This window comes from Pseudomonas sp. Z1-12, from assembly GCF_051132015.1.
In the GTDB taxonomy this organism is placed as follows: Bacteria; Pseudomonadota; Gammaproteobacteria; order Pseudomonadales; family Pseudomonadaceae; genus Aquipseudomonas; species Aquipseudomonas zanjanensis.
The window spans coordinates 4,636,115-4,648,520 of the sequence record NZ_CP071647.1; the positions used below are offsets into that span (position 1 = coordinate 4,636,115).

Below are 12,406 nucleotides of genomic sequence, written 5' to 3' on the forward strand. Positions count from 1 at the left end.
GCTTGTGCTTAATGCCCACACCCGCTCAAGGCTCGCTAGAAAAATGCCCAAACCCGCTGACCATCTCCCGCCCCTGCCGCGCATCCAGGCGCTCGACCCGAAACGGTCCGAGCAAAGCTGGGACAGCGCGCCACAGTTGCTGGCCGCCCTGAACGGCGCGCGGCTGGGCGCCTGGTCGTGGGACATCGAGAGCGGACGGATCAGTTGGTCCCGTGGCACCCAGGCGCTGTTCGGCTTCGATCCGCGCCAGCCGTTGCCAGCCGACGTGGACTACCTCGACCTGCTGTTGCCCGAAGACCGGGCCAGGGCCGTGCGCGCCTTTCATGCGGCAGTGGCCGGGGCGCCGCTGGAACAGGCGATGCACCATCGCATCGTCTGGCCCGACGGCAGCCTGCACTGGCTGGAGATCAGTGGCAGTGTGCTGCCCGACAAACACGGTCGTCCGCGCATGATCGGGGTGATTCGCGAAATCACCCATCAGCGCGAGCGGGAACAGGCGCTGCGCAGCTCGGAAAAACGCTTCGCCACGCTCTTTCATCTGTGCCCGAACATGGTCCTGCTGACCCGCCAGGAAGACGGCCTGATCAGCGAGGCCAACCAGTATTTCGAAAGCCTGTTCGGTTGGCCGGTGCATGACGTGATCGGCCGCACCACGCTGGAGCTGGGCTTGTGGGTTGACCCCAAGCAGCGGGCGAAACTGGTGGAGGCGACCAAGGCCAAGGGTGAACTGATCAGCATGGAGGTGGAGTTCCGGGCCAGCAACGGTCAGATCCATAACGGCATTCTCAGTGCGCAGAAAGTCGAACTCGAAGGCCAGCCGTACCTGCTGAGCACGTTCCTCGACACCACCGAGCGCAAACTCGCCGAGCAGGCACTCAAGGACAGCCAGGAACGCCTGGACCTGGCCCTCGACTCGGCGCAACTGGGCACCTGGGACTGGCACATTCCCAGCGGCATGCTCTACGGCTCGGCCCGGGCCGCGCAGCTCCATGGCCTGGAACCCAAGCCGTTCCACGAATCGTTCGATGCGTTTTTCGAGGGGGTCCCCACCGAGGAACGCAACAACATGCGCAACGCCTATCGCAGCCTGCGGGAAGGCCCGGCGGGCAATTACCAGCTGACCTACCGCGTACAACTGCCGGACGGCAGCTCGCGCTACCTGGAAAGCCGCGCCCGTCTCCACCGCAACGACGACGGCAGCCCCTTGCGCATGGCCGGGACCTTGCTGGACATCACCGACCAGGTGGAACGCGAACAGAGCCTGGCCGCTTCGGAAGAGAAATTCGCCACGCTGTTCCAGGTCAGTCCCGACCCGATCTGCGTCACCCACCAGGACAGTGGTCGGTTCCTCGAGATCAACTCCAGCTTCACCCAGACTTTTGGCTGGACCACCCGCGACGTGATCGGCCTCAGTGCCGACCAGATTGGCCTCTGGGATGCCTCGGGCAGCAGCCTGCAACGCATCGAACGGGTGATCCGCGAACAATCGCTGAACAATGTCGCCATCGTCGTTCACCATAAGAACGGCCAGCCGCTGACCTGCGTGATTTCCAGCCGGCAAATCAACGTTGGCAACCAGCCGTGCATCGTCACGACCTTGCGCGACATCACGCAGCAGCAACGCTCCGAAGCCGCCCTCAAGGCCAGCGAGGAAAAATTCGCCAAGGCGTTTCATTCCAGCCCCGACGCCATCACCATCACCGAGCTCGAAAGCGGTCGCTACCTGGAAGTCAACGACGGCTTCTGCCGGCTGACCGGCTACCGCGCCGACGAAGTGATCGGGCGTACGGTCTACGAAGTGGGCATCTGGGCCGAAGAAAAACAGCGCGCCGCCCTGCTGGCCGAACTGCAACTCAAGGGTCGTGTAGTCCACCAGGAAATGCTCGGGCGCAATAAACGGGGGGAAATCCTTACGGTAGAGGTCTCGGTCGAGCCCATCACCCTCAATGAAACCGCCTGCCTGCTGCTGACCGCCCGGGACGTCAGCCTGCTGCGCAATGCCGAAGCCCAGATCCGTCACCTGGCCTATCACGACTCGCTGACCAACCTGCCCAACCGGGCCTTGCTGATGGACCGCCTGAGCCAGCAGATCGCCCTGCTCAAGCGTCACAACTTGCGGGGTGCCCTGCTGTTTCTCGACCTGGACCACTTCAAGCACATCAACGACTCCCTCGGTCACCCGGTGGGCGATACCGTGCTTAAAATCATCACCGCCCGCCTGGAAGCCAGCGTGCGCCTGGAAGACACCGTTGCACGACTGGGCGGCGACGAGTTCGTGGTCTTGCTCAGCGGCCTGGAAGGCTCGCGCAGCCAGGTCAGCAAGCAAGTGCAGACCCTGGCCGACACCCTGCGTGAACTGCTCTCGGAACCAATGTTCCTCGATGGCCAACGCCTGCAGGTCACGCCTAGCATCGGCATCGCGCTGATCCCCGACCACGGTTCCACGCCCACCGATTTGCTCAAGCGCGCGGACATCGCGCTGTACCGCGCCAAGGATTCGGGACGCAACACCTCGCAGATGTTCCACAACACCATGCAAAAAGCTGCCAGCGAACGGCTGCGCATGGAAACCGATCTGCGTCAGGCCCTGGCCCGCGGCGAGTTCAGCCTGCATTTCCAGCCTCAGGTCGACGCCCGGGACAACCGCATCGTCGGCGCCGAAGCCCTGGTGCGCTGGCACCACCCGGAACTCGGGGCCCAGTCGCCCAATGAATTCATCAAAGTGCTGGAAGACAGCGGCCTGATCCTCGAAGTCGGGACCTGGATCCTTGATGAAGCCTGCGACGGCTTCAAGCAACTGATCGCCAAGGGCAAGATCGACCCGCAGCGATTCAGCCTGTGCGTGAACATCAGCCCACGGCAGTTCCGCCAGAGTGACTTCGTCGAACGCATCGAAAACAGTCTGGCCCACCACGGCCTGCCTTGCTCGCTGCTGAAACTGGAGATCACCGAAGGCATCGTGATCCAGAACCTCGACGACACCATCGCCAAGATGCGCCGACTCAAGAAACTGGGGGTGAGCTTCGCCATGGATGACTTTGGCACCGGTTATTCGTCGCTGACCTACCTCAAGCGCCTGCCGGTGGACACGCTGAAAATCGACCAGTCATTCGTGCGCGACGCCACCAGCGACCCCAACGACGCCGAAATCATCCGCGCCATCGTCGCCATGGCCCGCAGCCTCAACCTGGTAATGATTGCCGAAGGCGTGGAGACCCTGGAGCAATTGCACTTCCTGCAAGGGCTCGATTGCCATTTGTACCAGGGTTACCTGCACAGTCGGCCGTTGCCGCTGGAGGCGTTTGAGCGGTTGTTGCCGTAGGTGTTCGGAATAGGGAGCTTTTGTGGCGAGGGAGCTTGCTCCCGCTGGGCTGCGCAGCGGCCCCAAAAATAGAAGATTCGCCTCAGACCAGCATGACGCACCGAGTTGACTGGTTTCAGGGTCGCTTCGCGCCCAGCGGGAGCAAGCTCCCTCGCCACAATTGATCTTCCATACCCCCCCACCAATAAACGAAAAAGGGCGCCATATGGCGCCCTTCTTCATTTGCGATGCATCAGTTTTGCAACGCGGGTTGCTGCTGCGCACCGTTGATCGGAATGCGCTTGGCTTTCGCCTCTTCCGGAACCACTCGCAACAGGTCGATGCTCAACAGACCGTTGCGCAGGCCAGCGGACTTGATCTCGATATGGTCCGCCAACCGGAAGGACAGCTTGAACGCACGCTGGGCAATGCCCTGGTGCAGGAAAGTGACGCTGTCGTTGCTGGCTTCACGCTTGCCGCCACTGATGGTCAGCACACCTTTTTCCACTTGCAGGTCCAGGTCTTCTTCCTGGAACCCGGCGGCGGCGACCACGATGCGGTACTCGTCATCACCATGTTTTTCCACGTTGTAGGGTGGATAGCTGCTGCCTGGTTCGTTGCGCAGGGCGGTTTCGAACAAATCGTTGAAACGATCGAAACCTACCGAGGAACGGAACAGGGGGGCCAGCGAAAATGCAGTACTCATGATTCAAATCTCCTGAAAAATTCAGCAAGGTTTTTTGTCTCCGCGACCCGAATTCGGCATCGCGTAACCCCTATCTAGGGTCCGCCAAATACTTTTCAAGAGGTTTTTTTGAAATTTTTTTCAGGCCGCTTCGGTGCGCTGAACACCCAGCAAATGCCCCACCGCGTCGAGGTCGGTTTCCCGGCGCAGGGCGGTAAACAGCGCCACCGCTTCGGGGTAATTGCGGGTCAACATCGCCAGCCACTGCTTCAGACGGCCCGGCGCCTGGCGCGGTGTCAGTTGCTCGACCACTTGCACCCAGAAGTCCTGGAGCATCGGTTGCAGCTCGGCCCAGGACATCTCGACCACCTCTTCGCCAGCCCGGGCGGCGGCGATCTGCCGGGCCAGGTCAGGGCGGGAAACGAGGCCGCGACCGAGCATGATGTCCTCGACACCGCTGATTTCGCGGCAACGGCGCCAATCCTCGACACTCCAGATATCGCCATTGGCGAACACCGGCACCTTGACCACTTCCTGGACGCGGGGGATCCACTCCCAATGGGCCGGGGGCTTGTAGCCGTCGACCTTGGTTCGCGCATGCACCACGATATGCGCCGCGCCGCCTTCTGCCAACGCCGTGGCACAGACCAGTGCGCCGTCCGGGCTATCGAAACCCAGGCGCATCTTGGCCGTCACCGGGATGTGTTTCGGCACGGCGCGCCGCACGTGCTCGACAATTTCGTTAAGCAGTTCCGGTTCCTTGAGCAATACCGCCCCGCCCCGGGATTTGTTCACGGTCTTGGCCGGGCAACCGAAGTTCAGGTCGATCACCTCCGAGCCCAATTCACACGCCAACGCGGCGTTTTCCGCCAGGCATACCGGATCGGAGCCGAGCAACTGCACCCGCAACGGCACGCCGGCAGCGGTCTGGGCACCGGTCAGCAGCTCAGGAGCGAGCTTATGGAAATAGGCCGGCGTGAGCAGACGGTCGTTGACGCGGATGAACTCGGTGACGCACCAGTCGATACCGCCAACACGGGTCAGGACGTCCCGCAGGATGTTGTCGACCAACCCCTCCATGGGCGCCAGGGCAATTTGCATGGAAACACACACTCGAACGAAAAAACGTGCGGCAGTTTACCGGATTTTGCCCCAGACATCGGAATTCACCACCAAACCCTGTGGGAGCGAGCTTGCTCGCGATAGCGGTGAGTCAGCTTGCGAAGATGCTGGATGCACCGACGCTATCGCGAGCAAGCTCGCTCCCACACGGGTTCCAAGGTGTTCATGGGATTGGAGTCCACCATCAATCCCTGTGGGAGCCGAGCTTGCTCGCGAAAGCGGTGGGTCAGCTTGCAGTGATGCTGGATGGGCTGCCGTCTTCGCGAGCAAGCTCGCTCCCACAGGGTTCCGAGGTGTTCATGGAATTGGAGTCCACCATCAATCCCTGTGGGAGCCGAGCTTGCTCGCTCCCACACGGGTTCCAAGGTGTTCACGGAATTGGAGTCCACCATCAATCCCTGTGGGAGCGAGCTTGCTCGCGATGGCGGTGGGTCAGTCTATGAAGAGGCCAGATGAATTCAGCGCCACGCCATACCCTTCGATGAATTCCTGCGGCATGCGCTTGGGCCGGCCGCTGGACAATTCGATGCAGACAAAAGTGGTTTGGGCCCGCAGCAGCGTGGTGTTGTCGCTGGGACGGACCAGTTGGAAATGCCGGGTCATTTTAAGGCGCTGGTCCCAGTCGACGATCCAGGTCGCCAATTGCAGTTCGTCGCCCTCATAGGCGGCCGCCAGGTAATCTATTTCATGCCGCACCACCGCCATGGCCCGATCCAGGCGCCGGTACTCCACCAGATCCAGGCCCAGGCGCTGGGAATGGCGCCAGGCGCAGCGCTCAAGCCAGGTGACGTACACCGCGTTGTTGGCGTGGCCCAGCCCGTCGATGTCTTCGGCATTGACCTGAAGATCAATGATGAATGGCGTTGCCCGATCCCAGCCCATGCCCCTCTCCCGGTCGAATTTGGATCGGGGCAGTGTACCGGATGCTCAAGCCGATTGCCGCGCTTGCAGGCTGCGACCAGCCAGCAGTGATAACACGCCATCAATGACACGTGGATCGGCCAGCACCCGCTGATGCCCGCCCTGCGGCAGCCGCAGCAAGCGACTGTCGAACCAGGCCTCATGAATCAACTGCGACTCCTTGACCGAAACCGACGTGTCGTCCTCGGCATGGACGATCAACCCCGGCACGTCCAGCTGATAATGCGCTACATCCATCTTCGAGGCCGACATGCCCACATCGTTTTCCACCTGGCGAATGAAGGCCGAACGCGCCTTGGGCGGCAGGCCCATCATCCGGGAGAAACCGCGCAGCACCCCAAGAATGCGCGCAGGCGCGGCGATGCTGACCAGCGTCTCGGTACGCAGCCCCAACTGGACGGCCAACATGGCACTGGCGCCGCCCATGGAATGCCCGATCACGGCCTGCAACGGCGGCAGCTCGGCGGCAGCTTCGAGCATGGCCCGGGCGAACAACAGGACATTCGCCTCGCGACCCGGTGAGCGACCATGGGCCGGACCGTCCAGTGCCACGACCGTGTAACCGGCGTCCACCAGGGCGGTGATCAGCGCCGCGAACTGGGTGGGCCGCCCTTCCCAGCCGTGCATCAGCAGGACTGCCGGGCCTTTGCCCCAGCGCAAGGCCGAGAGACCGAAGCGCAAAGTGACTCGCTGGGACGTCGCCAGCAACGGCAGCTCCCAATCCCGTGGAGGCAAGTTTCGAGGCCGCATGAACAGCGAGCGCATCTGTTTTGCCACCAAGCCCGGAGCTACCCAACCCAGCGTGCCATTGACGCCACGAATCCAGCTCAACCTGTCCATCGCTCATCTCCAGGGCTTGCGCCTCAGTTCAACGCACCGCCGACTTGGCGGCACGCAGCAAACGATCCGATAACTCTCCCGGGCCCAACGCCCGTGCCAAGGCCAGGCCACCGACCATCAAGGCGATGTCGGCCAAAGCCTTGTCGGCGTCCTCCGGGCTGGCCGCCAATTGCGCGACCATCAACTCGATGTGCTCATTGAGCACCTCACGGAACGCATCCGGCAGCCGCCCGAGTTCACCGACCGACGCCGGGATCGGGCAGGCTTGCTCGGTGGTATCGCGGTGCTTGCGCGACAGATAGAACGCGGCGACCAGGGCGCGTCGCTCTTCGCCTGTCAGCTCGCCGTCCATATCGGCGATCAAGCCGCGGCGGCGATTGAGCAGTTGCTTGAAAGCCTCCAGCATCAAGGCATCCTTGCTTTCGAAATGGGCGTAAAAACCGCCCACCGTCAGTCCGGCTGCGCCCATCACCTCGCCCACGCTCGGCTCTGCCGGCCCACGCTGGATCAGCGCGTCGCTGGCGGCCTTGAGAATGCGTTCACGGGTTTGTGCCTTTTTATCGCTCATCGTCGCCTCCGAATATTACAATTGAAATATTATCCATGTAATAATTTTCCGCAAGCGGAAATTTTGACCGCCGGTCAGAAGTGTTTTTTCAAGGATAGGAAATTGGCCGAACGCCAGACAAACAAAAGGGCCATTCAAGAATTGAATGACCCTTATAAAATCCCGCAGAGCGGGTAATCGTGGCGTCCCCTAGGGGACTCGAACCCCTGTTACCGCCGTGAAAGGGCGGTGTCCTAGGCCACTAGACGAAGGGGACACAAACCTTCTAACGTGATCAGTGCTGAGAACTGATCGCTTCAAGGCCGGTGTGGCCAGACCTTGAAGTGTAAATTGGTGGAGCTAGACGGGATCGAACCGTCGACCTCTTGCATGCCATGCAAGCGCTCTCCCAGCTGAGCTATAGCCCCGGATTTTTCGCCTCGCGGCGGAGCGACATCTTGCAACATCGCTTCTGTAAAACTGGCGTCCCCTAGGGGACTCGAACCCCTGTTACCGCCGTGAAAGGGCGGTGTCCTAGGCCACTAGACGAAGGGGACGCAAACCCTTCTATACAACTGATCAACGCTGAGTGTTGATCGCTTCAAGGCCGGTGTGGCCAGGCCTTGAAGTGTAAATTGGTGGAGCTAGACGGGATCGAACCGTCGACCTCTTGCATGCCATGCAAGCGCTCTCCCAGCTGAGCTATAGCCCCTCATCGCTGAGGACGGGGCGAATCTTAAGGGCGTATCGGAGGGCTGTCAAATTTATTTTCAACAAATTTGAAAATTTTTTGCCGGGATAACAATCACTTACCGACAAACCCCGGAAAACCGGGGTATGTCCTGCCTCATGGAGCGCTTAGGCGATCGCGCCCAGCAGTTTTTCCCACTCCTTGTTTTCCTTCTTCGACACGCCACCGAGCAGATCGATGGCCTGGCGCAGACGGAAACGGGTCAGGTCCGGCCCGAGAATTTCCATCGCATCGAGCACCGACACCGAGCTGGCCTGGCCGGTAATGGCGGCGAACATCAACGGCATGGCATCGCGCAATTTCAACTCCAGCGACTCCACCACGGCCTGGATGGTCGCGGTGATGCTGTCCTTCTCCCACTGACGCAGGCTTTCCAGCTTCCACAGGATCAGTTGCATCAACTGGCGCACCTGGTCGCCGGAGAGTTTCTTGGATTCGAACAACTTCGCGTCCGGCGTCACGCCACCGGCGAAGAAGAAGCCGGCCAGCGGGGCAATCTGGCTGAAGGTCTCTACCCTGCCCTGCACATGGGGAGCGATCTTCATCATGTACTCAGGGTTCAATGCCCACTTCTGCACGCGAGCGGCAAACTCTTCCACCGGCAGGTCCCGCAGCCACTGGCCGTTGAGCCACGACAGCTTCTCGACGTCGAAGATCGGCCCGCCCAGGGACACGCGCGACAGGTCGAAGTGCTCGACCATTTCCTGCAGCGAGAACTTCTCGCGTTCGTCCGGCATCGACCAGCCCATGCGGCCCAGGTAGTTGAGCATCGCCTCGGGCATGAAGCCCATGCGCTCGTAGAAGGTCACCGAGGTCGGGTTCTTGCGCTTGGACAGCTTGCTCTTGTCCGGGTTACGCAGCAGCGGCATGTAGCACAGCTGCGGCTGTTCCCAGCCGAAGTATTCGTAGAGCAGGATCAGTTTCGGCGCCGACGGCAGCCATTCTTCACCGCGCAGTACGTGAGTGATGCCCATCAGGTGGTCGTCGACCACGTTGGCCAGGAAGTACGTTGGCAGGCCATCGGTCTTCATCAGCACTTGCATGTCCATGCGATCCCAGGGGATCTCGACATCGCCACGCAGCATGTCCGGCACGACGCAGACGCCTTCGGTCGGTACTTTCATGCGAATCACATGGGGCTCGCCAGCGACCAGGCGACGGGCGACTTCTTCCTTGGACAGCAGCAGCGCCCGGCCGTCGTAGCGCGGGGTTTCGCCACGGGCCATTTGCTCGGCGCGCATCTGGTCCAGTTCTTCGGCGGTGCAGAAGCAAGGGAACGCATGCCCCATGTCCACCAGCTGCTGGCAGTACTGCTTGTAGATGTCGCCGCGCTCGCTTTGGCGATACGGGCCGTGCGGGCCGCCGACGTCCGGGCCTTCGCTCCAGTCGATCCCCAACCAGCGCAGGGCATCGAAGATCTGCTGTTCGGACTCGCGGGTCGAACGCAACTGGTCGGTGTCCTCGATCCGCAGGATGAACTCGCCGCCATGTTGCTTGGCAAAGCAATAGTTGAACAAAGCGATATAGGCGGTGCCGACATGGGGATCGCCAGTAGGCGAAGGCGCGATGCGGGTGCGGACGGTGGTCATGGCATGTCTCGGAAAGAAGATAAAAGCGAAGATCGAACAGGGGGCGAATGGTAACAGGCGATGGCGGGCGGGCTCCAGTGAGAGGCCGATTTGAGTAAAGCCTACCAGACCGAGTCGCCCTTATCGCGAGCAGGCTCGCTCCCACAGGAGATCGCATGCAGCCTGGACGACTCGTGAGAGCGGGATTTGTGTGGCATCTCTCAGGCCGAGTCGCCTCCTTCGCGAGCAAGCTCGCTCCCACAGGAGATCGCATGCAGCCTGGACGACTCGGTCAACTGTGGGAGCGAGCTTGCTCCGGGCGGCGTTCCGACGAAGAGGCCATCGAAACCACCGCAAAACTCAAACAGCCAGCAACCGCTCCCGCAACTTGCCAATCTCATCGCGTAACTGCGCCGCCGCCTCGAACTCCAGGTCCCGGGCCAGTTGGTACATCTTCTCTTCCAACTGCCGGATACGCTTGGTGATTTCGCTCGGCGAGCGCAGTTCGGCCTCGTAGCGGGCGCTCTCTTCGGCGGCCTTGGCCATGCCCTTGCGCTTCTTGCTGCGCGAGCCGGGCACGGTGGCGCCTTCCATGATGTCGGCGACGTCCTTGAACACGCCCTTGGGGGTGATGCCGTTGGCCAGGTTGAAAGCGATCTGCTTGTCGCGGCGGCGCTCGGTCTCGCCGATGGCCCGCTCCATGGAGCCGGTGATGCGATCGGCATACAGAATCGCCCGGCCATTGAGGTTACGTGCCGCGCGACCAATGGTCTGGATCAACGAACGCTCGGAACGCAGGAAACCTTCCTTGTCCGCATCGAGAATCGCCACCAGCGACACTTCCGGCATGTCCAGGCCTTCGCGCAACAGGTTGATGCCCACCAGTACATCGAAGGTGCCCAGGCGCAGGTCACGGATGATCTCGACCCGCTCCACCGTGTCGATGTCCGAGTGCAGGTAACGCACCCGCACGCCATGGTCGGCGAGGTAGTCGGTGAGGTCTTCGGCCATGCGCTTGGTCAGCGTGGTGACCAGCACCCGCTCCTCCACCGCCACGCGCTTGCTGATTTCCGACAGCAGGTCATCGACCTGGGTCAGGGCCGGGCGCACCTCGACTTGCGGGTCCACCAGCCCAGTCGGCCGTACCACTTGCTCGACGACGCGACCGGCATGCTCGGCCTCGTAGTTGCCAGGGGTGGCCGAGACGAAAATCGTCTGCGGGCTCACGCTCTCCCATTCGTCAAAACGCATCGGCCGGTTGTCCAGGGCCGAGGGCAGGCGGAAACCGTACTCCACCAGTGTTTCCTTGCGCGAACGGTCGCCTTTGTACATGGCGCCGACCTGCGGCACGCTGACGTGGGATTCGTCGATGACCAACAAGGCATCGGCGGGCAGGTAGTCATACAAGGTCGGCGGCGGCGCACCCGCCGGGCGACCCGACAAGTAGCGCGAGTAGTTTTCGATGCCGTTGCAGTAGCCCAGTTCGAGAATCATCTCCAGGTCGAAGCGGGTGCGTTGCTCCAGGCGCTGGGCTTCCACCAACTTGTTGTTCGAACGCAGGAACTCCAGGCGCTCCTGCAACTCGACCTTGATCCCTTCGATGGCGTCCAGCAGGGTTTCCCGAGGCGTCACGTAATGGCTCTTGGGGTAGAAGGTGAAGCGGGGCAACTTGCGGATCACTTCGCCGGTCAGCGGGTCGAACGCCGAGATGCTTTCCACTTCGTCGTCGAACAGCTCGATGCGGATCGCTTCCAGGTCCGATTCCGCCGGGTAGATGTCGATCACATCGCCGCGCACCCGGAACGTCGCCCGGGCGAAATCCATGTCGTTGCGGGTGTATTGCAAGTCCGCCAGGCGCCGCAGCAAGGCACGCTGGTCGAGTTTGTCGCCACGATCCACGTGCAGCACCATCTTCAGGTAGGTTTCCGGGCTGCCCAGGCCGTAGATGCACGACACCGTGGTGACGATGATCGCGTCCTTGCGCTCGAGCAACGCCTTGGTCGCCGACAGTCGCATCTGTTCGATGTGGTCGTTGATCGAGGCATCCTTCTCGATGAAGGTGTCCGAGGACGGCACGTAGGCCTCGGGCTGGTAGTAGTCGTAGTAGGAAACGAAGTACTCCACGGCGTTGTTCGGGAAAAACGCCTTGAACTCACCGTAGAGCTGGGCCGCCAGGGTCTTGTTCGGCGCCAGCACCAGGGTCGGGCGCTGCACCTGGGCGATCACATTGGCGATGCTGAAGGTCTTGCCCGAACCGGTCACACCGAGCAACGTCTGGTGCGCCAGCCCGGCCTCGATACCCTCGACCATCAGGCGGATGGCTTCCGGCTGATCGCCGGCGGGCTGGAAGCGGGTGACTAGCTGGAATTCAGACATGACATAACCTCTGGATTCACCCCTGTCGGCCAGCCGACAGGAACGAGAAAGACCGAAACGACTGATGTCGTCCGAGGAAAAAGCTGGGATGCACACAATGTGGAGGTGAATGCCTTCGCTTTCAAGACGAACGTCCTACACGCCTTGAAGACTTTGACGCGGCGAGAGGACTAACGGTCGAAAAAAATCGAAAAAACTTACCGTAAAAGCCGAATCGCCTGTCGCCGTGCCGGGTGATGGCCTCTATACTAGCTCCCCGTTTGTGCACCGCTCTAGTGCATTCGGCTGGAGCGCC

At 61.5% G+C, this 12,406-nt stretch carries 8 protein-coding genes and 4 tRNA genes; 1 reads left to right on the plus strand and 11 read right to left on the minus strand.

The genetic code is table 11. The annotated features are described in order from the left end of the window. Nucleotides 1-43: 43 nt before the first annotated feature. Nucleotides 44-3,322 carry an EAL domain-containing protein gene (locus J3P85_RS19995; protein ID WP_434703157.1) on the plus strand — a complete coding sequence of 1,093 codons (3,279 nt, stop codon included), beginning with the start codon at nt 44-46 and terminating at the stop codon, nt 3,320-3,322. Nucleotides 3,323-3,554: 232 nt separating this feature from the next. Here the strand turns inward: J3P85_RS19995 and J3P85_RS20000 are convergent, their stop codons facing one another. From J3P85_RS20000 to uvrB, 11 genes are all read right to left on the minus strand, one after another. Beyond that, on the minus strand, nt 3,555-4,007 hold the full coding sequence (locus tag J3P85_RS20000; protein WP_053123476.1) for an Hsp20 family protein: 453 nt from the start codon (nt 4,005-4,007) through the stop codon (nt 3,555-3,557). 120 nt (nt 4,008-4,127) lie between these two features. Next, complete coding sequence (locus J3P85_RS20005; RefSeq protein ID WP_434703159.1) at nt 4,128-5,087, minus strand: tRNA dihydrouridine synthase; 960 nt, start codon at nt 5,085-5,087, stop codon at nt 4,128-4,130. Between the two features lie 453 nt (nt 5,088-5,540). Beyond that, complete coding sequence (locus tag J3P85_RS20010; RefSeq protein ID WP_434703160.1) at nt 5,541-5,990, minus strand: acyl-CoA thioesterase; 450 nt, start codon at nt 5,988-5,990, stop codon at nt 5,541-5,543. Nucleotides 5,991-6,035: 45 nt separating this feature from the next. After that, the gene (locus tag J3P85_RS20015; protein ID WP_250965487.1) at nt 6,036-6,869 is read right to left on the minus strand and encodes an alpha/beta fold hydrolase; all 834 of its coding nucleotides are present in this window, start codon (nt 6,867-6,869) and stop codon (nt 6,036-6,038) included. A gap of 28 nt (nt 6,870-6,897) precedes the next feature. Continuing rightward, a complete protein-coding gene (locus J3P85_RS20020) occupies nt 6,898-7,437 on the minus strand; it encodes a TetR/AcrR family transcriptional regulator (RefSeq protein ID WP_434703161.1) in 540 nt (179 codons plus the stop codon). A gap of 180 nt (nt 7,438-7,617) precedes the next feature. Beyond that, nucleotides 7,618-7,693: transfer RNA gene (locus J3P85_RS20025), tRNA-Glu, on the minus strand. 75 nt (nt 7,694-7,768) lie between these two features. After that, nucleotides 7,769-7,844, minus strand: a tRNA-Ala gene (locus tag J3P85_RS20030). Nucleotides 7,845-7,897: 53 nt separating this feature from the next. Further along, nucleotides 7,898-7,973, minus strand: a tRNA-Glu gene (locus J3P85_RS20035). Between the two features lie 79 nt (nt 7,974-8,052). Further along, nucleotides 8,053-8,128 (minus strand) — tRNA-Ala (locus tag J3P85_RS20040). A 146-nt stretch (nt 8,129-8,274) separates the two neighbouring features. After that, the gene (gene gltX / locus J3P85_RS20045) at nt 8,275-9,756 is read right to left on the minus strand and encodes a glutamate--tRNA ligase (protein ID WP_434703162.1); all 1,482 of its coding nucleotides are present in this window, start codon (nt 9,754-9,756) and stop codon (nt 8,275-8,277) included. Nucleotides 9,757-10,095: 339 nt separating this feature from the next. Next, a complete protein-coding gene (gene uvrB, locus J3P85_RS20050; RefSeq protein WP_434703163.1) occupies nt 10,096-12,111 on the minus strand; it encodes an excinuclease ABC subunit UvrB in 2,016 nt (671 codons plus the stop codon). Between the last annotated feature and the right edge of the window lie 295 nt (nt 12,112-12,406).

Excerpts from the sequence above, each read along its gene's own strand:
- uvrB (WP_434703163.1), bottom strand. The coding sequence starts at position 12,111 with ATGTCTGAATTCCAGCTAGTCACCCGCTTCCAGCCCGCCGGCGATCAG.
- J3P85_RS20000 (WP_053123476.1), bottom strand. The coding sequence starts at position 4,007 with ATGAGTACTGCATTTTCGCTGGCCCCCCTGTTCCGTTCCTCGGTAGGT.
- J3P85_RS20020 (WP_434703161.1), bottom strand. The coding sequence starts at position 7,437 with ATGAGCGATAAAAAGGCACAAACCCGTGAACGCATTCTCAAGGCCGCC.
- J3P85_RS19995 (WP_434703157.1), top strand. The coding sequence starts at position 44 with ATGCCCAAACCCGCTGACCATCTCCCGCCCCTGCCGCGCATCCAGGCG.
- gltX (WP_434703162.1), bottom strand. The coding sequence starts at position 9,756 with ATGACCACCGTCCGCACCCGCATCGCGCCTTCGCCTACTGGCGATCCC.
- J3P85_RS20005 (WP_434703159.1), bottom strand. The coding sequence starts at position 5,087 with ATGCAAATTGCCCTGGCGCCCATGGAGGGGTTGGTCGACAACATCCTG.
- J3P85_RS20010 (WP_434703160.1), bottom strand. The coding sequence starts at position 5,990 with ATGGGCTGGGATCGGGCAACGCCATTCATCATTGATCTTCAGGTCAAT.
- J3P85_RS20015 (WP_250965487.1), bottom strand. The coding sequence starts at position 6,869 with ATGGACAGGTTGAGCTGGATTCGTGGCGTCAATGGCACGCTGGGTTGG.